Annotated in this window: 22 protein-coding genes and 1 pseudogene; 7 read left to right on the top strand and 16 right to left on the bottom strand. The window is 69.3% G+C overall.

Annotated elements, in window-relative coordinates:
• Positions 1-4: 4 nt before the first annotated feature.
• A complete protein-coding gene (locus AC1Z3W_RS16130) occupies positions 5-412 on the bottom strand; it encodes a BON domain-containing protein (RefSeq protein ID WP_483507976.1) in 408 nt (135 codons plus the stop codon).
• Positions 413-654: 242 nt separating this feature from the next.
• Here AC1Z3W_RS16130 and AC1Z3W_RS16125 point away from each other — a divergent pair, with 242 nt between their 5' ends.
• Entirely contained in the window at positions 655-1971 is a 1317-nt protein-coding gene (locus tag AC1Z3W_RS16125; protein WP_483507975.1) for a glycosyltransferase family 4 protein, read from the top strand.
• On the top strand, positions 1971-3017 hold the full coding sequence (locus AC1Z3W_RS16120; RefSeq protein ID WP_124835792.1) for a UDP-glucuronic acid decarboxylase family protein: 1047 nt from the start codon (positions 1971-1973) through the stop codon (positions 3015-3017). The genes AC1Z3W_RS16125 and AC1Z3W_RS16120 overlap by 1 nt, the downstream gene beginning before the upstream one ends.
• 43 nt (positions 3018-3060) lie before the next feature.
• Here AC1Z3W_RS16120 and AC1Z3W_RS16115 read toward each other — a convergent pair whose 3' ends face one another.
• Positions 3061-5367, bottom strand: a complete 2307-nt coding sequence (locus tag AC1Z3W_RS16115) for a hybrid sensor histidine kinase/response regulator (protein WP_483507974.1) — start codon at positions 5365-5367, stop codon at positions 3061-3063.
• 139 nt (positions 5368-5506) lie between these two features.
• Between AC1Z3W_RS16115 and AC1Z3W_RS16110 the strand changes: the two are divergent.
• Positions 5507-5650 (top strand): annotated as a pseudogene (locus tag AC1Z3W_RS16110) (PIG-L family deacetylase); the annotation flags it as partial.
• A gap of 49 nt (positions 5651-5699) precedes the next feature.
• Here the strand turns inward: AC1Z3W_RS16110 and AC1Z3W_RS16105 are convergent.
• Positions 5700-7067, bottom strand: coding sequence for a sigma-54-dependent transcriptional regulator (locus AC1Z3W_RS16105; RefSeq protein ID WP_124835775.1), 1368 nt, complete (start codon positions 7065-7067; stop codon positions 5700-5702).
• A 347-nt stretch (positions 7068-7414) separates the two neighbouring features.
• Between AC1Z3W_RS16105 and AC1Z3W_RS16100 the strand changes: the two genes are divergently transcribed.
• Together AC1Z3W_RS16100 and AC1Z3W_RS16095 are read left to right on the top strand one after the other, a co-directional pair.
• Positions 7415-8497 (top strand): sigma-54 interaction domain-containing protein, encoded by a 1083-nt coding sequence (locus AC1Z3W_RS16100; RefSeq protein WP_483507973.1) that lies wholly within the window; start codon positions 7415-7417, stop codon positions 8495-8497.
• 172 nt (positions 8498-8669) lie between these two features.
• A complete protein-coding gene (locus tag AC1Z3W_RS16095; RefSeq protein ID WP_124618186.1) occupies positions 8670-9875 on the top strand; it encodes an IS110-like element ISBma3 family transposase in 1206 nt (401 codons plus the stop codon).
• A gap of 56 nt (positions 9876-9931) precedes the next feature.
• Here the strand turns inward: AC1Z3W_RS16095 and AC1Z3W_RS16090 are convergent, their stop codons facing one another.
• From AC1Z3W_RS16090 to AC1Z3W_RS16045, 10 genes are all read right to left on the bottom strand, one after another.
• Positions 9932-10882 carry a glycosyltransferase gene (locus tag AC1Z3W_RS16090; protein WP_483507972.1) on the bottom strand — a complete coding sequence of 317 codons (951 nt, stop codon included), beginning with the start codon at positions 10880-10882 and terminating at the stop codon, positions 9932-9934.
• A complete protein-coding gene (locus AC1Z3W_RS16085) occupies positions 10872-11948 on the bottom strand; it encodes a glycosyltransferase family 9 protein (protein ID WP_483507971.1) in 1077 nt (358 codons plus the stop codon). Before AC1Z3W_RS16085 ends, AC1Z3W_RS16090 begins: the two co-directional genes overlap by 11 nt.
• A complete protein-coding gene (locus tag AC1Z3W_RS16080; protein WP_124834885.1) occupies positions 11945-12946 on the bottom strand; it encodes a glycosyltransferase family 2 protein in 1002 nt (333 codons plus the stop codon). The genes AC1Z3W_RS16085 and AC1Z3W_RS16080 overlap by 4 nt, the downstream gene beginning before the upstream one ends.
• Positions 12943-14694, bottom strand: coding sequence for a carbamoyltransferase family protein (locus AC1Z3W_RS16075; protein WP_483507970.1), 1752 nt, complete (start codon positions 14692-14694; stop codon positions 12943-12945). The genes AC1Z3W_RS16080 and AC1Z3W_RS16075 overlap by 4 nt, the downstream gene beginning before the upstream one ends.
• A gap of 3 nt (positions 14695-14697) precedes the next feature.
• The gene (locus tag AC1Z3W_RS16070) at positions 14698-15900 is read right to left on the bottom strand and encodes a glycosyltransferase family 9 protein (protein WP_124834887.1); all 1203 of its coding nucleotides are present in this window, start codon (positions 15898-15900) and stop codon (positions 14698-14700) included.
• The gene (locus AC1Z3W_RS16065; protein ID WP_483507969.1) at positions 15897-16508 is read right to left on the bottom strand and encodes a D-glycero-alpha-D-manno-heptose-1,7-bisphosphate 7-phosphatase; all 612 of its coding nucleotides are present in this window, start codon (positions 16506-16508) and stop codon (positions 15897-15899) included. Before AC1Z3W_RS16065 ends, AC1Z3W_RS16070 begins: the two co-directional genes overlap by 4 nt.
• A complete protein-coding gene (locus AC1Z3W_RS16060) occupies positions 16499-17251 on the bottom strand; it encodes an SDR family oxidoreductase (protein WP_483507968.1) in 753 nt (250 codons plus the stop codon). Before AC1Z3W_RS16060 ends, AC1Z3W_RS16065 begins: the two co-directional genes overlap by 10 nt.
• Positions 17252-17437: 186 nt before the next feature.
• On the bottom strand, positions 17438-17965 hold the full coding sequence (locus AC1Z3W_RS16055) for a hypothetical protein (protein ID WP_260428367.1): 528 nt from the start codon (positions 17963-17965) through the stop codon (positions 17438-17440).
• Positions 17966-18196: 231 nt separating this feature from the next.
• A complete protein-coding gene (locus AC1Z3W_RS16050) occupies positions 18197-19069 on the bottom strand; it encodes a BON domain-containing protein (RefSeq protein ID WP_483507967.1) in 873 nt (290 codons plus the stop codon).
• A gap of 318 nt (positions 19070-19387) precedes the next feature.
• Complete coding sequence (locus AC1Z3W_RS16045) at positions 19388-19753, bottom strand: chemotaxis protein (protein WP_124834891.1); 366 nt, start codon at positions 19751-19753, stop codon at positions 19388-19390.
• Positions 19754-20068: 315 nt separating this feature from the next.
• On the opposite strand from AC1Z3W_RS16045, the gene AC1Z3W_RS16040 reads away from it, so the two are divergent.
• Entirely contained in the window at positions 20069-21658 is a 1590-nt protein-coding gene (locus tag AC1Z3W_RS16040) for a PAS domain-containing hybrid sensor histidine kinase/response regulator (RefSeq protein ID WP_124834892.1), read from the top strand.
• 4 nt (positions 21659-21662) lie between these two features.
• Here the strand turns inward: AC1Z3W_RS16040 and AC1Z3W_RS16035 are convergent, their stop codons facing one another.
• The 3 genes from AC1Z3W_RS16035 to AC1Z3W_RS16025 all read right to left on the bottom strand — a co-directional run bounded on the left by AC1Z3W_RS16035 (position 21663) and on the right by AC1Z3W_RS16025 (position 24420).
• The gene (locus AC1Z3W_RS16035; RefSeq protein ID WP_483508317.1) at positions 21663-21986 is read right to left on the bottom strand and encodes a four-helix bundle copper-binding protein; all 324 of its coding nucleotides are present in this window, start codon (positions 21984-21986) and stop codon (positions 21663-21665) included.
• Positions 21987-22154: 168 nt separating this feature from the next.
• Complete coding sequence (locus AC1Z3W_RS16030) at positions 22155-22793, bottom strand: MarC family protein (protein ID WP_483507966.1); 639 nt, start codon at positions 22791-22793, stop codon at positions 22155-22157.
• 91 nt (positions 22794-22884) lie between these two features.
• Positions 22885-24420 (bottom strand): FAD-dependent oxidoreductase, encoded by a 1536-nt coding sequence (locus AC1Z3W_RS16025; protein WP_483507965.1) that lies wholly within the window; start codon positions 24418-24420, stop codon positions 22885-22887.
• Between the two features lie 240 nt (positions 24421-24660).
• Here AC1Z3W_RS16025 and AC1Z3W_RS16020 point away from each other — a divergent pair, with 240 nt between their 5' ends.
• Positions 24661-25821, top strand: coding sequence for an NAD-dependent formate dehydrogenase (locus AC1Z3W_RS16020; protein WP_175825239.1), 1161 nt, complete (start codon positions 24661-24663; stop codon positions 25819-25821).

The raw sequence follows: 25821 nt of genomic DNA, 5'->3' as shown, positions 1-25821 counted from the left end.
GAGGTTATTTCGCACGGATGGTCAGCTGGTCGCGCACGTCCTGCACACCGTCGATCTTTCTGACGACGCCGACCGCCTGCGTGCGCTGCTGTTCGTCCGGCACGCTGCCGTTGAGCATCACGATGCCGTGGCGCGTCTTCACGTGAATGTCGCCGGCCGACAGGCCGCTCGTGCCGACCAGTTCGGCCTTGGCCTTGGTGGTGATGGTCGCGTCGTGGATCTTCGTGCCGGTGCTCGAATGCGTCGACGACGACATGGATGACGATGCCGTGCCGTCGTCGCCGGCGCCGAACACGTTCGGTGCGACGACCGTGCAGGCAGCGGCCGCGGCGATGGCGATCGCCATGCCGAGGCGCCTGGCGGGATGACGGCGGAATCGCGATGCGCGGGCTTGCAGCGGGAATATCTTCATCGTGACCTCCTTTCGTGGGGGCCGGCATGGCCGGCGGGTATCCCGATGGCGCAAGTCGCGTGCCGCGCGCGGTAAGCCGCGCAGATACGCGGCACGCCGATCGGACGCCCTTTCATCCAACCCGTTGTAATTTTTTCGGCGCACCGGCGCGCCGTTTCCCCCGCAAGGTTCCGGGCATGCCGATTGCCGAACAGGGACGCAACGGGGCCCATCGGCGCGGCCCCGATCCTGGGAGCAACACCATGCAGAGAATCGCGTTGATCAGTGAACATGCGTCGCCGCTGGGGGTGATCGGCGGCGTGGATGCGGGCGGGCAGAACATCTACGTCGCGAACCTCGCGAAGCAACTCGCCGAGCGCGGCCTCGACGTCGACGTCTACACGCGTTGCGACAATCCGCACCTGCCCGAGGCCGTGCGGATCGGCTCGCGCATGCGCGTCATCCACGTGCCGGCCGGCCCGCCCGTCGACGTGCCGAAGGAGCGGCTGCTGCCGTACATGGGCGCGTTCGCGGAGCAGATGATCGCGCGCATGCGGCGCGAACCCGATCCGGTCGACGTGATGCACGCGAACTTCTTCATGTCGGGCGAGGCCGCACTGCGCGTGAAGCAGCGTCTCGGCATTCCGCTCGTCACGACGTTCCATGCGCTCGGCCGCGTGCGCCGCCTGCATCAGGGCGCGGCCGACGGTTTCCCGGACGAACGCTTCGCGATCGAGGACCGGCTCACGCGACGCTCGGATCGGCTGATCGCCGAATGCCCGCAGGATGCGCTGGATCTCGCGACGCACTACCGCGCCGACGCGGCGCGCATCGAGATCGTGCCGTGCGGATTCGATGCAGGCGAGTTCCGGCCGGTGCCGCGCATCGATGCGCGTGCGCGGCTCGGCTGGCCGCAGGATGCGTTCATCGTGTTGCAGCTCGGGCGCCTCGTGCCGCGCAAGGGAATCGACACCGTGATCGACGCGCTCGCGCGGATGCCGCGCGATCCGCAACGGCCGACGCGGCTCTACATCGTCGGCGGCAGCCATGCGACGCCCGACCCCACGCGCGATCCGGAACTCGCGCGGCTCGTCGCGCTCGCGCACGACACCGGCATCGCGGAGCGCGTGACCTTCGTCGGCCGGCGCGAGCGCGACGCGCTGCATCTGTACTACAGCGCCGCGGACGTGTTCGTGACGACGCCGTGGTACGAACCGTTCGGCATCACGCCGGTCGAGGCGATGGCATGCGCGGCACCGGTGATCGGCAGCGACGTCGGCGGCATCCGCACCACGGTGGACGACGGCACGACCGGCTATCTGGTGCCGCCGCGCGATCCGGGCGCGCTCGCCGCGCGGCTCGTTCAGTTGCGCGCGCAACCGGATCTGTGCGCGGCGCTCGGCCGCGCCGGCTACCTGCGCGCGCACCGCTTCTATACGTGGCGCGGCGTGGCCGACCGCCTCGTCGACATCTATCGCGACGTCGCGCACCCGCAGCGCGCCGGCACCGCGGCCGGCAATCGCCGCACGCCCGTCGCGACCACGCCGGGCGTACTCGCGCACCGCAAGGAGAATGCATGATGAAGGGCTATGATCGCAAACGCGTACTCGTCACCGGCGGCGCCGGATTTCTCGGTTCGCATCTGTGCGAACGCCTCGTGAAATCCGGGCACGACGTGCTGTGCGTCGACAACTTCTACACGGGGACGAAGGACAACATCGCGCACCTGCTCGATGCGCCCAACTTCGAGCTGATGCGGCACGACGTGACGTTTCCGCTGTACGTCGAGGTCGACGAGATCTACAACCTCGCGTGCCCGGCGTCGCCCGTGCACTACCAGCGCGATCCGGTGCAGACGACCAAGACCAGCGTGCACGGCGCGATCAACCTGCTCGGCCTCGCGAAGCGCGTGAAGGCGCGCATCCTGCAGGCATCGACGAGCGAGGTGTACGGCGACCCCGACGTGCATCCGCAGGACGAGCACTACTGCGGCCGCGTGAATCCGATCGGCCTGCGCGCGTGCTACGACGAAGGCAAGCGCTGCGCGGAAACGCTGTTCGCGGACTATCACCGCCAGTACGGCGTCGACGTGCGGATCGCGCGGATCTTCAATACGTACGGGCCGCGCATGCATCCGGCCGACGGACGGGTCGTGTCGAACTTCATCACGCAGGCGCTGGCCGGCGAGCCGCTGACCGTGTACGGCGACGGCAGGCAGACGCGCTCGTTCTGCTATGTCGACGACATGGTCGACGCGCTGATCCGGCTGATGAACGAGCCGGGCGACGCCTGCGAGCCGGTGAACCTCGGCAGCGACGACGAGATCGCGATGATCGACATCGCGCGCGAGGTCGTGAGGATCGTCGGCGCGACGGTCGCGATCGAGTTCCGCCCGCTGCCGTCGGACGATCCGCGCCAGCGTCGGCCCGATCTCGACGCCGCGCACCGGCGCCTCGACTGGCGCGCGACCACGCCGCTCGCGAGCGGGCTCGCGCATACCGCGCAGTATTTCATCCATCGGCAGGCGGTGCATCACGCGCCGGGCGACCTCGTGCGCAGCACGCAGATCGCGTCGCACATGCTCGCGCAGATCAGCACGCGGAACCGGCCGGCAGCGGCGAGCTGACGGGCCGGCACGCCCCGCCGTGACGGCCGATGCGCACGACGCATCAGCCGTCGCGCTGCGTCACGCGCGCGATCTTCTGCGCCAGCTCGCGCACGTCGACCGGCTTACAGAGATAGCCGTCGAAACCCGCTTCGAGCGCGCGGCGCTCGTCGGCGAGACCCGCATGCGCGGTCACGGCGAGCACGCGCAACCCGGGCGGCGTGACGCCGTTCGCGCCGCCGTGACGCAATGCGTCGAGCAGCCAGAAACCGTCGCCGTCGGGCATCGCGAGATCGGACAGCACGACGGTCGGCTGCATGTCGTCGACGAGCGCGAGCGCTTCGCGGCCCGACGATGCGATCGCGACGGCCGCGCCGAGCGTCGTCAGCGCCGCCGTCAGGCTTGCGCGCGTGGTCGCGTCGTCGTCGACGATCAGGATGCGCTGCGTATCGAGCGCAAGCGGATCGGCACGCACGCCCGGCTGCGCGACGCCCCACGCCATCGCCCCGATCGGCTGCCAGCCGGCCGGCAGCGTCACGGTAAACGTCGCGCCGCGATTGCGGCCCGCGCTTTCGACGCGCACGTTGCCGCCGTGCAGCTCGGCGATATGCCGGACGATCGACAGGCCGAGCCCGAGCCCGCGCCGCGACGACGCGGGCGATTCGTCCGCGCGGCGGAACATGTCGAACACATGCGGAATGAACGCGGCGGGAATGCCTTGTCCGGTGTCGGCGACGGTCAGCACCGCGTGCGCATCGTCGCGCGACAGCGTGACCGTCACAGCGCCGCCGCCCGGCGTGAACTTCAGCGCGTTCGACACGAGGTTCGACACCATCTGCCGCAGACGCTCCGCGTCGCCCGATACCATGCATGCACGCTCCGTGCACTCGAATTCGAGCACGATGCCGGTGGACGACGCGGCCGTCTGGAACGCCCCGACCGCATCGGAGAAAAGCCGCACCACGTCGACCGGCATCGCATCGATCCGCAGCTTGCCGGTCGCGAGCGACGATGCGTCGAGGATGTCGCCCACCATCCGCGTGAGCGAACGCGCGCTGCGGTCGATCGCGTCGATCGCCTGCTGCTGCAGCGCGGCGTCGCCGGAATTGCGCAATACCTCGACCCAGCCGTAGATCACGTTCAGCGGCGTGCGCAGCTCGTGCGACACGGTCGCGAGCAGTTCGTCCTTCAGGCGGTTCGACGTATCGGCCTGGTCGCGCGCGTCGCGCGCGCCCTGCAGCGAGCGCTGCGCGCGCAGGTCGCGGCGGCGCTGGGCGCCGGTCTCGCGCAGCGTCAGCGACAGCGCGACGCAATTGCGCGCATCGCCACGCACCGGGCACGCGGACACGGTCGCGCGAAAGCGCCGGCCGTCGCGCCGCACGCACAACAGTTCGAGCGGGCCGACCGCTTCGCGCATCGTGTCGAACGATTCGGTGAGCGGATTGCGCCGCAGCCAGCGCATCGCCACCAGCGTGTCGAGCGGACGCCCGCGCGCGTCGGCTTCGTCATACCCGAAAATCCGCTGCGCGGCCGGGTTCCAGCTGACGATGCGGCCCTCGTCGTCGATCCCGACGATCGCGTCCGGCGACGCTTCGACCACCGCGAGCTGCAGCCGCGACGTATCGGTGAGCGCGCGTTCCGCGCCGGCGTCGCGCAGCAGCAGCACCGCGCCGTCGACGTTGCCGTCCGCGTCCGCGATCGGCGACGCCGTTTCGACAATCGGCACCGGCGTGCCACCATCGGCGCCGTGCAGCCAGTGCCGGTCCGACAGCGCATGCGCGCCGCCCAGCGCGCGATCGAGCGGGGTCGTCTGCACGCGCCGGTCGTCGTAATCGAACACGCGCAGCACGTCGCGCACGGGCCGGCCGGGCGCATCGTCCGCGCGGCAGCCGGCCAGCTCGGCCGCGGCTGCATTCAGATACGTCACGCGCCCTTTCGTATCGGCCGCGATCACGCCATGCGGCAGCGCCTGCAGCACGGCTTCGAGCTGCCGCCGCGCGGCGGCTTCGCGTCGGCACGCGACGTCGTTTGTGAGCCGCGCGTGGCGCAGCATCGCCGCAATCGCGCAGACCAGCACGCCGACCAGCATGAAGATGCCGAGCTGCACGAGCCGATCGTGCAGTGGCCCGGTGTAGGCATCCGGATCGGACAGGAACAGCGTCCAGACCAGCAGCCCGCTGGCGACGGTCGATACGAAGCCGAACAGGAACGACGTCGCCCACGCCGCGCCGGCCAGCATCGGGTAGTACAGAACGAGCGGCAGATTCGCGCCGCCGAAGCGGATCGCGAGCGTCTGCAGCACGGTCGCGATCGCGACGAGCATCACGGCGGTTGCGTAACTTCCGGCCCGCGGCCGTGCAATTTCAATCATCGGACACGCTCCTGCCGCCAGGCCGGCGTCGGCCGGCCACGGGTGAACGGGCGGGCATGCCGCGTGCTCGTCCCCCTGCCCGCGGGCCGGCACCGCTGGCTCGGCCGCTTGCACCTGCTACGAGGGAGACCTTCGAGACATGGCCGCTCCAACACGCTGGCTCGTCATCTCGCCGCATCTCGACGATGCCGTCTTCGGTTGCGGACGGCGGCTCGCGCAGGCATCCGGCTCGGTCGTCGTCTCGGTCTTCGCGCGTATTGCGGCCCGCGATACGGCACCGCCTGCGCGTGCGCAGCCGCACCGGTACGTGCGTGAGCGCATCGGTCACCGCATCAGGAGTCCGGTTTTTCCGCTTCGTCTTCCAGTTGCGCGAGCCGGTTGTAAATCGTCTTCAGGCTGACGTCGAGCACCTCGGCGGCCTGCGCCTTCACGCCGCCGCATTGTGCGATGGTGCCGAGGATCAGCTTGCGGTCGACCTCCTCGAGCGGCGTGCCGAACGGCACCGTCACGCGATCTTCATGCGTATCGACCATGCTCGACAGCTCGTCCATGATCGGCGGCGGCAGCGTGTCGATCACGTCGGCGTCGCTGAAGATGCTCGCGCGCTGCACGAAGTTGCGCAGCTCGCGCACGTTGCCGGGCCATGCGTAGGTCTTCAGCGCTTCGCGCGCGGCCGGCGCAAAGCGCAGGTTGCGGCCGCTTTCCTCGTTGTAGTGCTGCAGGAAGGAATCCGCGAGCATCGGGATATCGTCGCCCCGCTCGCGCAGCGACGGCAGCGGGATCGGAAACACGTTGATCCGGTGATAGAGATCGGGCCGCAGCTTGCCGTCGGCCATCGCGGCTTCCGGATCGCGATTGGTCGCCGCGACGATGCGCACATCGACGTCGATCTCGCGTGTCGAGCCGAGCCGCGTGAGCCGCCCGGTTTCCAGCACACGCAGCAGCTTGACCTGCGATTCGACCGGCATCTCGGTGATTTCGTCGAGGAACAGCGTGCCGCCGTCCGCACGCTCGAAGAAACCCTTGTGCTGCCGCTCCGCACCCGTGAAGCTGCCGCGGTCGTGGCCGAACATCTCGCTTTCGACGAGGTTCGCGGCGATCGCGCCGCAGTTCACCGCGAGGAACGGGCCGCGCCGACGCAGGCTCAGGTCGTGCACCGTCTGCGCGGCAAGCTCCTTGCCGGTGCCCGACTCGCCGGTGAGCAGCACCGACGCTTCGGTGCGCGCGACGCGGCCGATCGCGTCGTACACGGTCTGCATTGCGGGGGAACTGCCGAGCATCCGGCCGAAGCGGCCGAGGCGCTGCAGTTCCGAACGCAGCTCGGCGATTTCCTCATGCAACGCGGTGGTGCGCGGCACGCGCGCGAAGATGCTGTTCAGCCGCTGCATGTTGAGCGGTTTCACCAGGTAGTCGGTCGCGCCGCGCCGCAATGCATCGATCGCGGTTTCGAGGCTTGCATGACCGGTGGTCAGCACCATTTCGCAATGCGCGCGTTTGGGCAATGCGTCGAACAGATCCATCCCGTTGCCGTCCGGCAGTACGAGGTCGCACAGCACGAGATCGGGGGTATTCGTCGAAACGAGCGTGCGCGCTTCTTCGAGCGTCGCGGCCGTGTCGCATGCAAGCTGCTGCGCCTGAGCGAGCGTCGCGAGCATCGCGCGCGTATCGGCATCGTCTTCGACGATCAGGACATAAGGCATCGAAGCTCCTTGTGATGCGGCCCGGCTCGAGCATCGGCCGAAACCGCGGCGGGCATGCGATGCGGGGTACGACGCCGGTCACTCGGCGGCACATCCTCACCGCATGCGAATGAGCAGACAAGCTGTCCTGCCATGACAAACGAGTGTTTAGCAGTATAGAAGAAGCGTGTCGTGCATTCGCCGCTCATCGAATAAATCTATCCGGTCGCGGCGGACACATTGCCAGATTCAATCCGGCGGGACGGGTATAAAAGGTATGCTTTCCACATAAAAGACGGCGCGCATCGCGTCATTTTTTCATCTTGCCTCGCCGATTTCGGTCAAAACTTCCCAATACGATCTTACTCATGTCGAAATCAGACGATGACGGCACGCGACTGTTCGGCCGCTCGCGAACGATCCAGGACTTACTGCTGAAGGTATCGCGCGTCGCCGTGACGCGCGTCAGTGTGCTGGTGGTCGGCGAAAGCGGCGCCGGCAAGGACATCGTCGCGCGGCTCATCCACGACATGAGTCCGCGCCGGCGCGGGCCGTTCGTGCCCGTCAACTGCGGTGCGATTCCGAAGGACATCGCGGAGTCGCATTTGTTCGGACATGAAAAAGGCAGCTTCACCGGTGCCGTTGCACAACATGTGGGCATGTTCGAAGCCGCGCGCGGCGGCACGCTGTTTCTCGACGAAATCGCGGAAATGCCTGCGGAATTGCAGGTGAAGCTGCTGCGCACGCTCGAGTCGAACACGATCGTGCGCGTCGGCGGCCACGAAGCGATTCCGCTCGACGTGCGGATCGTCGCGGCCACCCATCACGATCCGGTCGAAGCCGTGCGCAGCGGCCGGCTGCGCGAGGATCTCTTCTACCGGATCGCGCCGATCGCGCTGCACGTGCCCGCGCTGCGGCAGCGCGAGGACGACGTCGGCGACATCGCGCTGCAGATCGTCGAACGGCTGAACGCGCGGCACCGCACGCGCAAGCGCCTGTCGATGCAGGCGATGAAGGCATTGCGCACCTACACGTGGCCCGGCAACGTGCGGGAGCTGCGCAACGCGCTGGAGCGCGCGTTCATCCTTGCGGACGAACAGATCGAACTGCAGCTGCCGCGCCGGCAGCCGCCTCGCGAGGAAGTGCGCCACAACGCGATGACGCTGCACATCGGCACGACGCTCGCGCATACGCAGCAGCGCTTCATCGTCGCATCGCTGCGCCATTTCAACGGCGACAAGCCGCGTACCGCGAAGGCGCTCGGCATCAGCCTGAAGACCTTGTACAACCGCCTCGCGCTGCTAACCGAACACGAACGCAACGCTGCGAGCGGCGCGGCCGACGCCGGCGGCTCCGCCGTTGCCGCGAGCGCGGCAACGCCACCCAGCTCCCCCCCGTTACTATCTTCACGCCCCGATAATTGGGGCTTTGGCCAGCCAGGCCCGGCATGATTCTCGCCCCCAGTCGCAGTCATGATCCGGGGGGTGTTGTCACCGGGCCTGGTGGGTGGCTGGTGATCGCTGATAGGGGTTTGGCCGGGATATCCCGACGCCGTCCGTAACGTGGATGCCGAGACTTGCCACCGTTGTTGCAGGCCAATCCGTTCACTCTGCATAAACTTCGATGCAAGACACTCAACAACGTGACGCCGTCGATATCTTTGTCGGCGTCGATGTCGGTAAAGGCCACCATCACGCCGTGGCACTCGATCGGAACGGTAAGCGCCTGTACAACAAGGCTCTACCCAACGACGAGGCCAAGCTGCGCGCCCTCATCGCCGAACTCAAGACTCACGGTCGACTGCTGTTCGTCGTCGATCAGCCTTCCACCATCGGCGCGCTTCCTGTAGCCGTCGCCCGCGCTGAAGGCGTACTCGTCGCCTATCTGCCCGGACTGGCCATGCGCCGCATCGCTGATTTGCACGCTGGCGAAGCCAAGACCGACGCCCGCGACGCCGCGATCATCGCCGAAGCCGCTCGTTCGATGCCGCATACGCTGCGCTCGCTTCGCCTGGCCGACGAGCAGCTCGCCGAACTCACCATGCTCTGCGGCTTCGATGACGACCTCGCCGCTCAGGTCACGCAAACCAGCAACCGCATTCGCGGCCTGCTTACTCAGATCCATCCAGCGCTCGAGCGTGTTCTCGGACCGCGCCTTGACCATCCGGCGGTACTCGATCTGCTTGAGCGCTATCCGTCGCCCGCCGCGCTTGCCGGCACCAGCGAGAAAACGCTCGCCAATCGCCTGACCAAGCTCGCTCCTCGCATGGGCAAAGGCTTAGCGGCCGAGATCGTTCAGGCACTGAGCGAACAAGCCGTGACCGTGCCCGGCACGCAAGCCGCTACCATCGTCATGCCCCGTTTAGCCCAACAGCTTGCGGCCTTGCGTCAGCAACGCGACGAGGTCGCTGCCGAAGTTGAGCGACTGGTGCTTGCTCACCCTCTTTGGCCGGTCCTGACCAGCATGCCGGGAGTCGGCGTCAGGACTGCCGCCAGACTCCTGACCGAAGTTGCCCACAAAGCCTTCGCCTCGGCTGCACACCTAGCAGCCTACGCAGGCCTCGCGCCAGTCACCCGACGCTCAGGCTCGTCGATCCGTGGCGAGCACCCATCCAGACGGGGCAACAAGGTGCTCAAGCGCGCCTTGTTCCTATCCGCCTTCGCGGCCTTACGGGACCCAGTCTCACGGGCCTATTACTCGCGCAAGATCCAGCAAGGCAAGCGTCATAACCAAGCGCTCATCGCGCTCGCACGGCGACGCTGCGACGTTCTGTTCGCCATGCTGCGTGACGGCACCATTTACCAACCCAAGTCAGCCCTTAACGCTTGACGAAGGACATAGGGGCACCCCCCCCGCGTAAGCGGGCCGTCCAAAGGCCGCGCCTGCTAGGACGCGACGTCGCGCAACGCGTTGTCCCAATCGCGCACGAACCGCTCGATCCCGAACCGCTCGCACGCGTCGCGCTTCGCCGCCGCGCCCCACTCGCGCGCGAGTTCCGGATCGCGGATCAGCATGCGCATCGCGTCGATCAGCGCGGCCGGCCGCGTATCGGCGACACCGTTGTAGCCACTCCTCACGAGTTGCGCCATCTCCGTAGTTGCGAGCGCAACGATCGGCAACCCGATCGTCATCGCCTCGATCACCGCGAGCCCGAGGCTCGTGTAGCGGATCGGATTGAAGAAGAACCGGTAGTGCGACAGGAACTGCGGCAGTGCCGGGTTCGGCACTTCGCCGATGCCGCCGAGTTCGGTCGAGCCCATTCCGATCAGGTCGAGCGGCACGCTGTGACGCACGACCTCGAACAGGTCCGCGCCGAGACGCCGTCCGCGTCGCGCGAGGTTGTTCACGACCGTCACGCCCTTCGGCAGCGTGCCACGATACTCGACGCCATCGGGCAGCAGCACGCCGTGCTCGATCACGCGCGTCGGCGTGATGCCGTTATCCCACATCAGCGCGTTGAACGGCGTCACGTGCACCAGCAACACGTTCGGGTCCTGCACCGGATGCAGCGTGTCGGTCGGATGCTCGCGCGGCGGATCGTGTTCGACGAACAGCGTCGGCAGCGCGCGCTGCGCGTCGCTCAGGAGGCGCATCCGGTCGTGCGCGTAGTGACTGTGATGTTGATACAGCACGCAGTCGAACTCGGTGTCGCGCACGCATTCGGCGCTCACCTCGTACACGTTGTCGCCCCACGGCAGGTGCCCGACGCGCCCCGCGTAGCCAGGCGGATGCTGCGGCTTCGTCACGATGTAGAAATCGTGCGGCGCCTGCGACAGGTAATACAGATAGTTGCCATGCACGTGCCAGGTGAGCACGCGCAACCGCTTACGTGACATGACGTCTCTCCTCCGCGAGCAGTTCGCCTGCCCGCTCCATCACGTCGTCGACGCCGATCGCGATCGCGCACTCGTGTCCGTACGGGCAGGTGTCGAACATGCACGGCCGGCAGGCCGGGTAGTTCGCGAGCACGCGATGGCGTTCGGCGTCGAGCGGCGCCCAGCGGGCCGTGTCGCTGCCGCATGCGATGACGACGCTCGGCGTACCGAACGCCGCCGCGACGTGCGACACGCCCGTGTCGTTGCACAACAGGAGCCGTGCGCGGCCGATCAGCGCGGCCAGCGCGCCGAGCGGCGTGCGCCCGCACAGGTTCACGCACGGCCGCGCGAAATGCTCGACGAATGCGGCAGCCAGCGCGAGTTCCGCGCGCGTGCCGGTCAGCACGATCTGCCAGCCGTCGTCCGCGAGTTGCCGCGCGGCGCTCGCGAAGCGCTCGACCGGCCAGCGCCGCGACGCCATCCGCGCGCCAGGGTGGACGATCACGTAGCGGCCCGGATCGAGCGCATGCTCGTCGCACAGCACATGCCACAGCGCGTAGTCGAGGCCGCCGAGCGGGAATTCCAGATAGTCGCCCCAATCCGCATAGCCGAGCTTGCGCGTCAGCGACAGGCAGTGCGTGACCTCCGGTTCACCGTCGCGCCAGATGACCGAACAGTCGAGCGCGGTCGTGCAGCCGTCGGGCGGCATGAATCCGGCGGTACGCGTCGCGCCGAGCGACGCGACGATCGCATTGGTCTGCACACCATTGCCGTGCAGCTGGATCGCGAGATCGAAATCGCGTGCGCGGCATTCCGCGACGAACCGCTCGCGCGCAGCCGGCTCGGCTTCCGGCTGTTCGCCGAGACCCGGCGCACCGGGAAACGCGATGAAATTGTCGATGTAGTCGGAGAAGCGCGACGCGAACTCGCGCGCCCACGGCAACCCGATCAGCGTGATGCGTGCACGCGGTTCGCCGCGCCGCAGCGCACGCAGCGCCGGCACCGCGCACAGCATGTCGCCGAGCTGCAGCGCGCGAAATACCGCGATGCGCATCGGACCGGACGACGAGGCAGAGTCGAGCATCATAGGAAGAACACCCGGAAGTGAAGTGCGCCGCGCATGCGCCAGTACAGCGACACGGGCGGAATCGCGATCGACGTGACGATCATCTCGGCGACATGCGACGGCGTGAGCCGCGTGCCGCGCAACCGCTTCGAGCAGAACGCGGCGGTGATCACGGCCCAGGCCGCCGCGCACGCAATGCCCGGCGCGCGCCAGCCGGCCGCGAAACAACCGATCGCGCCGAGCGCGAACAGCACGGCCGCGTAGTAGTTCCACGGCGGCATCGGCCGGATGTGACGCCGGTAGGTCGCGCGATGCTTCTTGTACAGCAGCGCATCGAAGAACACCTTCGACTGCTGTCCGATGCTCGCGCCCCAGTGCGCGGGACGCACCGGATGCACGATCCGCGCGGCATCGACGCCGACGATCGGCCCCGCATGCTCGCGCAGCGCGAACATCAGGTCGGCATCCTCGCGCCATGCGCGCGTGAAGCGTTCGTCGAACCCGCCGACGCGCTCGAGCGCCGTGCGTCGCACGAAGCAGTTCGCGGTCGCGAACTCCGCATGCGCGAGGCCGGCCACGTCGCGCTCATAGTCGGTCGGATGCGGCCGCAGCGGCACGTCGATGCGCCCCGCCGCCGCCACCGCCGACGGTTCGGCCAGCAGCGCGGCCGCACCGTGGCGCAGCCAGGTCGGATCGGGAATCGTGTCGTCGTCGGTGAACGCGATCAGCGCGCCGCGCGCGCTGCGCCAGCCGATGTTACGCGCGCCGGCCGGCCCCTGCGTATCGGGCGCGGTCATGTAGCGGATCACCGGCACGTCGGCCACGCGCTCACGGCACCCGTCGACGACGGGCCACGCGCTACCGGCCGGATCGTCGTCGACGACGACGATCTCGTAGGTGGTCGGATCGAACACCTGCCCGCACAGTGCGTCGAGGCAGCGTTCGAGCAGATCGGGGCGCCGGTAGGTCGGCACGACGACCGACACGACCGGCGGCAGTTGCGTATCGCGCATGTTCATCTCGGTTTCTCCAGCAGGAACGAACCGATCACGAGTGCGTCGAGCGGCGACGTCCAGAAGCATTCGAGCGCGTCGCGCGGCGAACAGACGATCGGCTCGCCGCGCGTGTTGAACGACGTGTTGACGAGCACCGGCACGCCGGTCAGCGCGTCGAACTCGGACAGCAGCGCATGCAGCAGCGGATGCTGCGCTTCGTCGACGGTCTGCACGCGCGCGGTGCCATCGATGTGGCGCACCGCCGGAATCGTCGCTTCGGCACCCGGCGCGACGTCGTACACGAACAGCATGAACGGCGCGCGCAGCGGCGTGCGCCGGCCGCCGTTGAACCAGTGATGTGCACGGCTTTCGAGCACGACCGGCGCGACCGGCCGGAAGTCCTCGCGATCCTTGATCCGGTTCAGCTTGCGCTGCATGTCCGGATCGGTCGGCGACGCGAGGATCGAACGCGCGCCGAGCGCGCGCGGCCCGAATTCCATGCGGCCCTGGAACCAGCCGATCACGCGGTTCGCCGCAAGCAGCGCGGCCGTCTGCGCGGCGACGTCGGCCAGCCGCCGGTACGGCAGCTGCGCTTCCTTCAGGAACGCCTCGATCGCGTCGTCGCTGTACGACGGCCCGAGATACGCGTGATCCATCCGCCAGTTGCCGCGCATCCCGCGCATCCGGAAGTCGGTCCATAGCGCTGCACCGAGCGCGGTGCCCGCGTCGCCAGCGGCCGGCTGCACCCAGACGTCGTCGAACGGGCCGCGATCGCGGATCTTCGCGTTCATCACGCAGTTCAGCGCGACGCCGCCCGCCATCGCGAGCTGCTTCTCGCCGCTCTCGGCGGCGAGCCAGTCGACCGCCTGCAGCGTGGTTTCCTCGAGCACCAGCTGCAGCGCGTGCGCGATGTCGCAATGATGCGGCTCGATCGGGCCGCCGCGTTCGCGCGGCGCGCCGAACCGCGCGGCCAGGTCGCAGTCGGCGACTTCGTAGCGGCCCGCGCCGTTGTAGCGCACCAGCTTGCGCATCTCGTCGGCGAGCACCGGCTTGCCGTACGACGCGAGCGCCATCACCTTGTATTCGTCCGACGAGTGCAGGAAGCCGAGATAGCGCGTCACGTGCTCGTACAGCAGGCCGAGCGAATGCGGCATGTTGACCTGGCCGAGCCGCCGGTACGACTGGCCGTCGAACACGCCGTAGCTCGTCGTCGCGCGCTCGCCGCGTCCGTCCATCGTCATCACCGCGCAGCGATCATACGGCGCCGCGAGGAACGCGCTGGCCTCGTGCGCGAGATGGTGCTCGATGAAGTGCCAGCGGAACGGCCCGTCGTGCGCGACGCCGCGAAAGCGCTGCTGCAGGTGGTGCGGCGCGCCGCCCGCGAGCTGGCGCGGCGCGTTCACGATCGACGACAGGAACAGCGGATGCCACGGGGACGCGCCGTCGCCGTCGGCGTGCGGCGCGTGCGCGGACGGCGCAAGCGGCAGCGTCAGCTCGGGCGTGTTGCCGCGACGATCGAGTTCGAGCCACGGATCATACGAATACGCGACATGGTCGACGTCCGCGAGCACGATGCCCGCTTCCGCGAGACAGTAGTCGATCGCGTGATACGGCAGCTCCCACGTCGAGAACGGCACCGGTCGCTTCGCATGCTTCACGTGCGTGAAGCGTTCGTCCTCGGCCGCCGCGATCACGACGCCGTCGCGCACGAGGCACGCGGCACTGTCGTGAAACGCGGCGTTGATGCCGAGCGTGTAGATGGGTCCGGGCATGTGTCAGCTCCTCGTCGTGACATGCGCGAAGGGAATCACGTTCGATGCGTTCGCCGCGATCGGCTCGTCGCCGGACGCAGCGGCCCGCGCGGCCGCACGCCGCGCATGGCGCTCGCTGCCGCGCAGCAGCGCGTGCGTCGCCGTGACGACGTCGTCCACGCTCACGCCGAGCAGGCACGGATGGCCCGGCTGGTTGCACACGCTGCGATAGCAGTTGCGGCACGGCACATCGACGTTCAGCGCGCGGTGCGGCACGCGCCAAGGCGTGTGCTGCGGGTTGGTCAGTGCGTACAGGTCGACCACCGGCGTGCCGAGTGCGGCCGCGAGATGCACGGGGCCGCTGTTGTTCGACAGCAGCAGGTCGGCCGTCTCGATCAGCGCACCGAGTTCGCCAAGCGGCAGCGCGCCGGCGAACGGCACCGCGCGCGGACCCGCGCGTTCGCACACGGCCTCGACGAGCGCACGCTCGTCGGCGCTGCCCGTCACCGCGATGCCGTCGAACAGCGGCGCGAGTCGCGCGGCGGCAGCGCCGAAGCGTTCGGCCGGCCAGCGCCGCGACAATGCGCTCGCGCCCGGATGCACGACCAGCCAGCGTGGGCGCGCCCGCCGCGGCCGCCGCGGGCCGCCGACTCGCTGCAACGCGGCGCGCAGCCGAGCGTGCAGCGCGCGCCGCGCCGCATCGCCGGGCTCGAACGCCATTCGCCAGTCGGACGTCTTCGCGCCGACCGAGCGCACCAGCGCAAGCTGGCGCGCGACCTCGTGGCGCACGTGCGATTCCGGCTCGGTCTCCGCGACGCGGTCGGTCAATAGTTCATACGGATTCTCGCGGCAATGCGCGAGCCGCAGCGGAATGCCCGCGAGCCAGCACATCATCGCGGCCGGCAGCGGGCTCTGACTGTAGACGGTGAAGATCACGGCGGCGTCGAAGCGGCCGGCCAGCAGTTGGTCGATCATGTCGAGATCGACGACCGGATCGCCGCGCATGTCCGGATGCTTGACCCACGGCGCGTCATACGTCCATACGTCGTCGACCATCGGCAGATGTTTCGTCAGCGCCGCGCCGGTGCGCGACGTCAACAGCGTGATCCGCCGGCCGTTCCCGCTCTCCTTCAGCGCGCGCAGCGCGGGCGTCGTCATCAGCACGTCGCCGAGGCTGTCGAGCCGCACGCACAGGATGCGGCGCGCACGATCCCAGGCGGCGCTCATCGCCGCCCCCACAAGCCGTGACGGCGCACGGTCTCGCGCACGACGATGTCGGCTGCGAGATCGACGCGGTCGACCACATGGTGCGGCGTGCGCGCGGCATCGAGCCGCCATTCGGTCTCGTTGCCGCAATCGACGAGGATCGTGCTGCAGTGCGCGGCGCGGCCGGCTTCGACGTCATCGAGGATGTCGCCAATCATCCAGCTCCATTCGGCCACGGCGCCGAGCGTCGCGATCGCGCGGCGCACCATCCCCGGGCGCGGCTTGCGGCAGAGGCAGTCGCAGCTGTAGCGCGGCACGCTGCCCGCGGGGTGATGCGGGCAGTAAAAAAAGTCCGCCAGCGTCGCGCCGTTTGCTTCGAACAGTTCGGCGAGGCGCCGGCGGACCGCGCCAAGCTCGTGTTCGGTAAAGCGGCCGAGCGCGACGCCCGGCTGGTTCGATACGACCGCGAGCGGCATGCCCATCGCGCCGAGCGTGCGCAGCGCGTGCGCGGCGCCCGGCGCGAGCTGCATCCTCGCGGGATCGACGTTGTACGGGATGTTCTCGAGCAGCGTGCCGTCCTTGTCGAGCAGCACCGCGCCCGGCAACCGTCGTGCGCGCGTCAGGGCCATGACGTCTCCTTCATCGGCAGCACCATCAGCTCCGGCACGACGGTGCCCGGCGGCTGCGTCAGCACGAAGCGCACGGCGGCCGCAACGTGTTCGGGCGGCTGCAGCGTGTCCTCGTCGATGTCGGGGAAGCGGTCGAGCAGGAACGGCGTGCGCATCCCGCCCGCGACGATCGCCGACACGCTTACGCCGGCCGGCCGCAGCTCCGCGTGCAACGCATGCGACAGGCCGAGCAGCCCCCACTTCGTCGCGTGATACGCGGACGCATTCGGCCACGCGCGCTTCGATGCGGTCGACGCGATGTTGACGATGTGGCCGCTGCCGCGCGCCTTCATCATCGGCACGGCGGCATGGCACATCAGGTACGGGCCGAACAGGTTGGTCATCAGCACCTGCTGCCACGCGGCGACGCTCACGTCGTCGATCGGCGCGGTCACGTCGATCGCCGCGTTGTTGACGATCACATCGAGATCGCCGAGTGCCTCGCGCGCGTCGTGCACGACCTGCAGCACTGACGCCTCGTCGCGCACGTCGAGCGGCCGACCGATCGCCTGGCCGCCATCCCGCTCGAGGCGTTGCGCAACAGCCGCCGCGCGATCGCCGTCGAGATCGGCGACGATCACGTGCGCGCCGTGTTGCGCCAGCTCCTCGCAGATGGCTTCGCCGAGGCCGCGGCCGCCGCCCGTGACGAGCGCGGTGCGGCCCGCGAGCGGCGGGCGGGCGGGATCGTGGGTCGCGTTCAACATGCACCTCCTGTCAGCGGCCGAAGAATCGTAAGAATCATGGTCGTGACGCCTGTCGCGACAAGCGTCGATACAGGAGATCCAGCGAGAACCGTGCCCGTCTGCACACGCCCGCGCCATGTCGGGCCGCGGCGCGCGCTCGCTGGCTTTTTTATAACCTGCTGTAAAAACCTGCCCGGCCGGCCGCGCTCAGATCGCGAGCCCGTCCGGCGTCGCCTGCGCGCGGTGCTTCGCGAGCGCGCGCAGGCAGTGCGCAATGCAGCCCGCGAACGCCTCGTCGAACCACGGCTGCGCGCCCGACACGCCGACCACGATCCCGTGCTGTGCGACGCCACCCCACAGGTTCGTGTCGCCCGCGCGCAGCCGGTACGGCTCCAGCGCCTGCACGACATGGCAGTCGCGGCCGGTTTCCCACGACAGCCGCGCCTTCGCGCGTGCGTACGCGCGATAGTCGGCATCCCAGTCCTTCGGGTCGGGTAGCGAGAACTCGTACAGGATTGCGTCCTCGAACGCCGCGTCGCGGGGCCCGAGCGCCGGATCCATGATCACGATGTGCAGGCAGCCACTGTCGCCGACGAAGTCGCTCTGCAGCGCAGCCGACAACGTCGGCAGCAGCAGCTCGACGGCCGCGACCGCGGCCTGGCGATCGGCGAACGCGCTACCGCCGCGACGCTCGGTCAGCACGCCGGGTGTCGTCCGGTTCGGAAGATTCGCCATGGATTTCTCCAGAGGAAAACGCGAGCGCGCAGCGCCGCGATCGGGTCGGCCGCTATCGCGGGCTTGGTCAGGTCGGCTGCGCTCGACGTCGTCGCGCGCGAAGTCGCGAAGTCGAAGTACTTGCGGTATTGACGTCGAGCAGGCTGTCGACCGCGCGCGGGTTCAGTTCCGCCTCGGGCACGCTCACGTGGCGCTCGTATCCGCGGCCCGGTCGTCCCGCGCATCGCGCCGTCAATGGTGCGGTTCGCGATCGCGGCCCGCGCCGCCGCCCGGTTCGGGATCACGCGCAGCAGGCTGCGTCGGCGTGACGGTGCGTTGGGACGGATGCAGCACCATGCCCGTGTCGTGTTCGCCATCGCGACGCACGCGCACGCGGTTTTCGACGTCGCGCACGCACACGCAGCCGTCGGCGATGTCCTCGATGTCGTGCTTCATCCAGCGCGACGGCACGGTGCCCTCGAGTTCGACGCGGCCGTCGCGCACCTGCACGCTGACGTCGCTCACATCGATGTCGAGCGCATACGTGAGCTGCTCGCAGACGTCCTCGCGAATCCGCTCGTCCGAGCGTGTATAACCTTTCGGGCCGCGGCGGTGACGCATGGCCTCGCGTTGCGCATCGCTGCCGAAACGCGACAGGTCCGGCGCATCGGCACGGCGTGGGTCGCGTGGGTCGTAATCGCGCTCGCCGCCGTACCAGCCCATCCGGTGATGACCGCGGGACCCCGGCTGGTCGCCACCGTAGCAGCCTTCACGGCCCTCGCCACCTTCCGCACGCCAGCCATGGCTGCCGTAGCCGCGTTCGGCCTCCCACGCGGGATCGCGCGCTCCGCCCGGCGCGTCGCGCCAGTCGGCACCGGTGTCGCCGCGACGCCGTTCGGCCGCCGGCCGCGCCGAGCGTTCGCTCCACTCGCTGCCCCAGTCTTCCGGTCCGACGTCCTCGCTCGCGAAGCGCCGGTACGCGGATTCATAGTCCGCGTCGTGCCGCTGCGGTCCGTCGTCGCGGAAGTCGCGCTCGCCGGCACCCCGGTACGCGCGTTCGCTGCGTTCCTGCCAGTCGGGCGGGCCGCTCCGTTCGGCTTGCCGTCCGGGATATCGTCGTTGCATCGTGTCTCTCCTTGCGCGCGCCAGTGCCGCGCACGGCCCCATGCCGCGTCGCGGCGCGCGTCGGTCGGATCGTTGCAAATCGCGTGCCGCGTTCGCGGCCCGGGGCCGACACCGCGACGCGGACGGGCGATGCGGGGCGGCTCGTTGAATTGCGCCGTTTGCGCCCTTCGCTTTGGCAATCTTCTGTCGGGCGCCCTCGGCCCGGCGTCGCTAATTGGGTGTCGTTAACCGGGCGTCCCTGACCGGGCGTCCCTAACCGGGCGTCCCTATCTGCAACGCGATTGAAGTTTTTGCGCGGCAAGGCGCCCTATCGCGACCCTATGCGCCGCCCGCGCCCGGTTCCTCCGGCGCGTCAGGATCGTCCGTGCTGCCGGGCTCGCTCAGCCGCTCCGTGCGATCCGGCTCGATGTCGGCGCCGTCCTCCAGCCCCGCATCGCCGTCCGCGGACGCGCGCTCGCCGGTACCCGCGCGGTCGGTATCGCTGTCGAGCGCCGCGTCGCCGCGCTCCAGCGCGTGCTCGTCGAGCGGCGAATCGACGTCGAACACATGACGGCGCGCGCCGGCCGTGTCGCTGCCGCTGTCGGACGAATCGCTCGGCCCCAGCGCGCGGCCGTCGCGGCCGCGCCGTGCGTTGTCGTCGTCCGGGCCGGCCGGTTCGTTGTCGGGGTTCAGTGTGCTGTTCATGGCGATGCCCTCGTGTAGCCGTGGAGCGCCCCGCCGCTGCCGGGCCGGCTGTCGCGCCCGGCCCGCCACGGCGTGCGGACTCGATAGCGATGCAAGCGGCATGCCGCGCCGCTATTGCGCGAGCCGCCGCCGGCCGATTTCCTGCCGCGATTCCTGCCGCGAGCGCCGGGCGGCACACGCGATACGCACCCGTTGATCAGGCGAATTGAGTTCCCCTATGCTTTCGGGGTGCCAATCCGATTCGAGTTGCTGCCGCCGGTCCGCCCGGCTGTGGCAGGGCGCGGTTTGCGCGCTCGCATCCGACTTGCCGTTCCGATGAAGAAACACGACGTCATTTCCGCTCCTCCCCCGCCGCTCGGCCCTGCCGATGCGCGCGATTTGCTGCACCGCTTCGCGGAGTTCCGCTTCGAGACCGTCGTCGGGGCGATCACCGACTACGCGGTGTTCATGCTCGACCCGCACGGCAACGTCGCGACGTGGAACGCGGGCGCGGAGCGCATCAAGGGCTATCGCCCCACCGAGATCGTCGGCCACCATTTCTCGCGCTTCTATCCGCCCGACGCGATCGCGGCCGGCCGGCCGGCGTTCGGGCTCGACGAAGCCGTCGCGAACGGTCGCTTCGAGGATGAAGGCTGGCGCGTGCGCAAGGACGGTTCGCTGTTCTGGGCCAGCGTGACGATCACGGCCGTGCACGATCACGCGGGCCGGCTGGCGGGCTTCATCAAGATCACGCGCGACATGACCGAACGCAAGCGGCTCGCGGAACTCGAAGTGTCGACGCACCGGCTCAGCGTATTCATCGCGATGCTCGCGCACGAGCTGCGCAACCATCTCGCGCCGCTGCGGCACTCGGTCGGCGTGCTGCAGAGCCTGCCCGATCCGGCGCCTGCGCTCGCGCTGTGCCGCGATGCCGTGCACCGCCAGGTCACGCAACTGACGCGACTCGTCGACGACCTGCTCGACGTCGGGCGCATCACGGCCGGCAAGGTCGAACTCGACGACGCGCCGATGACGGTGCGCGACCTCGTCTGCCGCGGCGTGGAAAGCATCCAGCCGAAGCTGGCCGCGCGCGAGCAGCATATCCGCGTCGACCTGCCGGGCGATCCGCTGGTGGTGCGCGGCGACGCCGCGCGGCTCGTGCAGGTGCTGCACAACCTGCTCGACAACGCATCGAAATTCTCGCCGCACGGCGGCCGCATCGACGTCGGCGCGCGCGTCGAAGGCTCGGTCGCCGCGATCCACGTGACCGATCACGGCGTCGGTATCGCGCCGGGCTCGCTCGAATCGATCTTCGACCTGTTCGAACAGGAAGGCGTGCCGGGGCGCCACCCGTCGGACGGCTTCGGGCTCGGCCTCGCGATCTGCCGGTCGTTCGTCGAGCTGCACGGCGGGATGATTGCCGCCGAAAGCGACGGCCCCGGCCACGGCGCGACGTTCACGGTGCGGCTGCCGGTCGAGCACGCAGCGCGCTCAGCGCCCGTCGACGCGCCCGCGCCGCGCGCAACCGAACAGCCGGCCGGTGCGCCGCTTCGCATCGTCGTCGTCGACGACAACCGCGACTCCGCCGACACGCTCGCCGTCCTGCTGCAGGTCAAGGGCCACGCGCCGCGCGTTGCATACAACGCGGACGACGCGCTCGCGCTCGCCCGCGACACCGTTCCGCACCTGATGCTCATCGACCTGTCGATGCCCGACGTCGACGGCTTCGCGCTGCTGCGCGAACTGCGCGCGATCGACGCACTGGCCGGCATGACCTGCGCCGCGCTGTCCGGCCATGCGCGCCCGGACGATCTTGCACGCACCGCGAGCGAGGGCTTCGACGATCACCTCGTGAAGCCCGTCGAGATGGCGGTGCTCGACGCGCTGCTGCAGCGCGTCGCGCGGAAGGTTCAGGGCACGCGCTGAGCGCTCAGGCCATCGCGCGGCACATCGCCGCGCAGCTTTCGCATGCCAGCGCGCAGCGGCAGCAATGCTCGTGCGCATGCCGCGCGCATTCGGCCGCGCACAGGTCGCACGCGTGTGCGCACAACGCGCACACGCGCGGCGCGAGCACGCCGCCGCGCGCCATCGCGCCCGACGCGAAGCGGCACAGCTGCGCGCATTCGATGTCGAGCGCGATGCAGTCGGCCAGTTTGTGCGCGTCGGACTCGGCCAGGCATCCGGCCATACATGCATCGCAGGCATGCGCGCACGCGTCGCACGCGGCCATGCAGTTGTCGTAGCAAGCGCTCATCTCGTTCATCGCATCGCTCCTCGTTCCGGTTCGACTCGTCATGGCGGCGGCTTCACTTTCATCCAGCCCGGCTCGCGCACGTCGAACGCGCGATACGCATCGATCGAGCAAGGCGCGCACCCGGGGGGGCGCGCACAAGCAATCAGGAAATCGGCGGCTGCGCTGCGTTCAATGCGTCAAACCGAACGCGGCCTTCAGGCTCGCGACGATCATCTGCATCGCGATTGCGGCAAGAATCATCCCCATCAGGCGCTGCGTGACGGCCGTCACGCGCGGCGACAGGTAGCGGCCGATGAACGGCGCGGCGAAAAGCGCCGCGCTCAGCAGCACCAGGAACGCGACGAGCCCGAGCACGAACGCGAGCGTCTGGCCGCTCGAGAACGCGGTGTGGCCGAGCACGATCATCGTCGCGATCGTGCCGGGACCGACCAGCAGCGGGATCGTCAGCGGATAGATCGCGATGCTGTCCGCCGCCGCCGGATCGGCCCCCTCGTCGTCGCCCGGCGAATGCTGGCGGCTTGGCGCGCCGTGCAGCATCGACAGCGCGATCAGGAGCACGAGCAGCCCGCCCGCGAGCCGGAAATCGTCGATCGTGAGGCCGAACGCGCGCAGGATCGCGCCGCCCGCGACGGCCGACACGATGCAGCCGATCGTCACGCCGATCGCGGCCGTCAGCGCGACCTTGCGGCGCACGGTGTCGGCCGCGCCGTCGGTCAGCGACAGGAAGACCGGAATGTTCGCGATCGGGTTCATGATCGCGAACAGTGCCGCGAACACCTTGATGGAGAAACTGAAGTCGAGGTTCACAGGCGGGCTCCGCTGGTGCAACGCGTATCGAATGCCGGTTTCGGTGCGCGCGCCGCGCGATGGCGCGGCACGTCTGCGGGCCATCCCGCCATCACACGTGCGGCGCGCCCTGCTGCTCCAGCGCCGCTTCCGCCCGCAGGCAGTCGAGATCGCGGCCGATCGTCGCGACCGCGAGCCGCGCGTTGCCGCGCCAGTACGTCACCGAACCGTCATGCGCGCGCAGATCGCCGTCGATCTCGACGCGGTCCCATTGCTCCGCATGTCCCACATAGCGGACCGTCAGGTCGTAGTGCTGGCTCCAGAAGAACGGCACCGCGTCGAACGGCCGCTGCTGGCCGAGCATGTTGCGCGCCGCCGCGATGCCCTGCCGCTCCGCAACGACCCAGTGCTCGACGCGAATACGTTCGCCCGTCAACGGATCGGGCCAGCGCGCGATGTCACCGGCCGCATAGATATCGGGTGCGCTCGTCTGCAGGAACCGGTCGACCGTCACGCCGCGATCGACGGCCAGGCCCGCCTCCTGCGCGAGCGCGACGTTCGGATGCACGCCGATGCCGACCACCACGACGTCGGCCGGCAGCGCATCGCCGCTCGACAGCGTCACGCAGTCCGGCGCGATCTGCGCCAGCGTCGCGCCGAGATGGAACGTCACGCCGTGCGACTCGTGCAGCGCGCGGATCGTGTCGCCGAGCGCTTCGCCGAGCACGCGCGCCATCGGATGCGCATCGGGCGCGACCACCTGCACGACGAGCCCGCGCGTGCGCAACGCGGCAGCCGCTTCGAGGCCGATGAAGCTCGCACCGACCACGACGCAGCGCTGCGCCGTCTTCAGCTTGCCGATCAGCGCATCGCAATCGGCGCGCGAGCGCAGCACGCACACGTGCGGCAGATCGGCGCCCGGCACGGTCAGCCGGTTCGGCTCGGCGCCGGTCGCGAGCAGCAGCGCGCCGTAGCCGACGCGGCTGCCGTCCGCGAGTTCGACCGCGTGCTGCGAGGGGTCGATCCGCGCAACGCGCGTACCGCAGCGCACGTCGATGCGCTGGTCGGTATAAAACGACGCCCCGCGCAGCGGCAGCCAGTCGGCTTCGGCCGTGCCGGCCAGATAATCCTTCGACAGGTTCGGCCGGTCGTACGGCGGCTCGCTGTCCGCACTCAGCAGCGTGATCGCGTGCGGATAGCCTTCCTGTCGCAGCGTCACGGCCGCCGCGATCGCAGCCGCGCCGCCGCCGACGATCACCACCGATTCGGGCAGCCCGGCCGCGTTCAGGACGGGCGGCGCTGCGGCGGGCCGTGCATCGAGCACGACCGCGCGGCCGTCGCGACGCTCGACGCGCCAGCACGTCAGGCCGTCGAGTGCCGGCGCGCGCAGCAGTTCTCCGGTACGCAAACAGAACGCCGCGTGATGCCACGGGCAGCGAATCGTGTCGCCGACGAGCAACCCGTCGGCCAGCGGCGCGCCGTAGTGCGGGCATTGCGCGCCCACGGCGAACAGTTCGTCGGCGCGGCGCACGAGCAGCACCGTGGCGTCGCCGACCCGGCCCTCGATCATCGCGCCGTCGGCGATGTCGTCGAGCGCGATGCCTTGCGCGAGATCGGGATGTGAAGACGAGGCGGCGCTTCCGGACATGGCGTGGCTCCCGGGGGGGTGGGTAACGATCCCATTATCGGCGTCCTTCCTGAAAAGAACAGGTACAGACGACCCCGCAGCGCACGCAAACACGGACTGTGGCTTGTATGCGATCCACGACCGGCGTAGAACGTCATCCACGCTGCGGCGCAACACACCGGATGCGCATGTGCGGCTGTCCGCCGCGCCGAGCAATCCACATGCCGCACCTGCCTTCATCCCGTCACGAGGAGCGACCCGATGGCCACCGTCCTGTGCGTGCTCTATCCCGACCCGGTCGACGGCTATCCGCCGCATTACGTGCGCGACACGATTCCGGTCATCACGCGGTACGCCGACGGCCAGATTGCGCCGACGCCGGCCGGCCCGCCCGGCTTCCGGCCCGGCGAACTCGTCGGTTCGGTATCGGGCGCGCTCGGTTTGCGCGGCTATCTGGAAGCGCACGGCCATACGTTGATCGTGACCAGCGACAAGGACGGCCGCGACTGCGAATTCGAGCGCCGGCTGCCCGAAGCGGACGTGGTGATTTCGCAGCCGTTCTGGCCGGCCTACCTGACGGCCGAGCGGATCGCGATGGCGCCCAGGCTCAAGCTCGCGCTGACGGCCGGCATCGGCTCCGATCACGTCGATCTCGACGCCGCGGCCCGCGCGCACATCACGGTGGCCGAAGTCACGGGCTCGAACAGCGTCAGCGTGGCCGAACACGTCGTGATGACGACGCTCGCGCTGGTGCGCAACTACCTGCCGTCTCATGCGATCGCGCAGCAAGGCGGCTGGAACATCGCCGACTGCGTGTCGCGCAGCTACGACGTCGAAGGCATGCATTTCGGCACGGTCGGCGCGGGGCGGATCGGCCTCGCGGTGCTGCGCCGGCTGAAGCCGTTCGGCCTGCACCTGCACTACACGCAGCGGCACCGGCTCGACGCCGCGATCGAGCAGGAACTCGGGCTGACCTGGCACGCCGATGCCGCGTCGCTCGCGGGCGCGGTCGATATCGTCAACCTGCAGATCCCGCTCTACCCGTCGACCGAGCACCTGTTCGACGCGGCGATGCTCGCGCGGATGAAGCGCGGCGCGTACCTGATCAACACCGCGCGCGCGAAGCTGGTCGAGCGCGACGCGGTGGTGCGCGCCGTCGCGTCCGGGCATCTCGCCGGCTACGGCGGCGATGTCTGGTTTCCGCAGCCGGCGCCCGCCGACCATCCGTGGCGCACGATGCCGTTCAACGGGATGACGCCGCACATCTCCGGCACGTCGCTGTCCGCGCAGGCGCGCTATGCGGCCGGCACGCTGGAGATCCTGCAGAGCTGGTTCGACGGGACGCCGATCCGCAACGAATACCTGATCGTCGACGGCGGGACGCTTGCCGGGACGGGCAAGCAATCCTATCGGCTCACGTGA

It is taken from the genome of Burkholderia sp. 10_S31 (assembly GCF_056930375.1).
Note: the sequence above shows the minus strand (reverse complement) of the source record. Positions and strands in the feature narration are given on the sequence as shown.

Coding starts and splice junctions, on each gene's coding strand:
- AC1Z3W_RS16130 (WP_483507976.1), bottom strand. CDS start 412: ATGAAGATATTCCCGCTGCAAGCCCGCGCATCGCGATTCCGCCGTCAT.
- AC1Z3W_RS16125 (WP_483507975.1), top strand. CDS start 655: ATGCAGAGAATCGCGTTGATCAGTGAACATGCGTCGCCGCTGGGGGTG.
- AC1Z3W_RS16120 (WP_124835792.1), top strand. CDS start 1,971: ATGAAGGGCTATGATCGCAAACGCGTACTCGTCACCGGCGGCGCCGGA.
- AC1Z3W_RS16115 (WP_483507974.1), bottom strand. CDS start 5,367: ATGATTGAAATTGCACGGCCGCGGGCCGGAAGTTACGCAACCGCCGTG.
- AC1Z3W_RS16105 (WP_124835775.1), bottom strand. CDS start 7,067: ATGCCTTATGTCCTGATCGTCGAAGACGATGCCGATACGCGCGCGATG.
- AC1Z3W_RS16100 (WP_483507973.1), top strand. CDS start 7,415: ATGTCGAAATCAGACGATGACGGCACGCGACTGTTCGGCCGCTCGCGA.
- AC1Z3W_RS16095 (WP_124618186.1), top strand. CDS start 8,670: ATGCAAGACACTCAACAACGTGACGCCGTCGATATCTTTGTCGGCGTC.
- AC1Z3W_RS16090 (WP_483507972.1), bottom strand. CDS start 10,882: ATGTCACGTAAGCGGTTGCGCGTGCTCACCTGGCACGTGCATGGCAAC.
- AC1Z3W_RS16085 (WP_483507971.1), bottom strand. CDS start 11,948: ATGATGCTCGACTCTGCCTCGTCGTCCGGTCCGATGCGCATCGCGGTA.
- AC1Z3W_RS16080 (WP_124834885.1), bottom strand. CDS start 12,946: ATGAACATGCGCGATACGCAACTGCCGCCGGTCGTGTCGGTCGTCGTG.
- AC1Z3W_RS16075 (WP_483507970.1), bottom strand. CDS start 14,694: ATGCCCGGACCCATCTACACGCTCGGCATCAACGCCGCGTTTCACGAC.
- AC1Z3W_RS16070 (WP_124834887.1), bottom strand. CDS start 15,900: ATGAGCGCCGCCTGGGATCGTGCGCGCCGCATCCTGTGCGTGCGGCTC.
- AC1Z3W_RS16065 (WP_483507969.1), bottom strand. CDS start 16,508: ATGGCCCTGACGCGCGCACGACGGTTGCCGGGCGCGGTGCTGCTCGAC.
- AC1Z3W_RS16060 (WP_483507968.1), bottom strand. CDS start 17,251: ATGTTGAACGCGACCCACGATCCCGCCCGCCCGCCGCTCGCGGGCCGC.
- AC1Z3W_RS16055 (WP_260428367.1), bottom strand. CDS start 17,965: ATGGCGAATCTTCCGAACCGGACGACACCCGGCGTGCTGACCGAGCGT.
- AC1Z3W_RS16050 (WP_483507967.1), bottom strand. CDS start 19,069: ATGCAACGACGATATCCCGGACGGCAAGCCGAACGGAGCGGCCCGCCC.
- AC1Z3W_RS16045 (WP_124834891.1), bottom strand. CDS start 19,753: ATGAACAGCACACTGAACCCCGACAACGAACCGGCCGGCCCGGACGAC.
- AC1Z3W_RS16040 (WP_124834892.1), top strand. CDS start 20,069: ATGAAGAAACACGACGTCATTTCCGCTCCTCCCCCGCCGCTCGGCCCT.
- AC1Z3W_RS16035 (WP_483508317.1), bottom strand. CDS start 21,986: ATGAGCGCTTGCTACGACAACTGCATGGCCGCGTGCGACGCGTGCGCG.
- AC1Z3W_RS16025 (WP_483507965.1), bottom strand. CDS start 24,420: ATGTCCGGAAGCGCCGCCTCGTCTTCACATCCCGATCTCGCGCAAGGC.
- AC1Z3W_RS16020 (WP_175825239.1), top strand. CDS start 24,661: ATGGCCACCGTCCTGTGCGTGCTCTATCCCGACCCGGTCGACGGCTAT.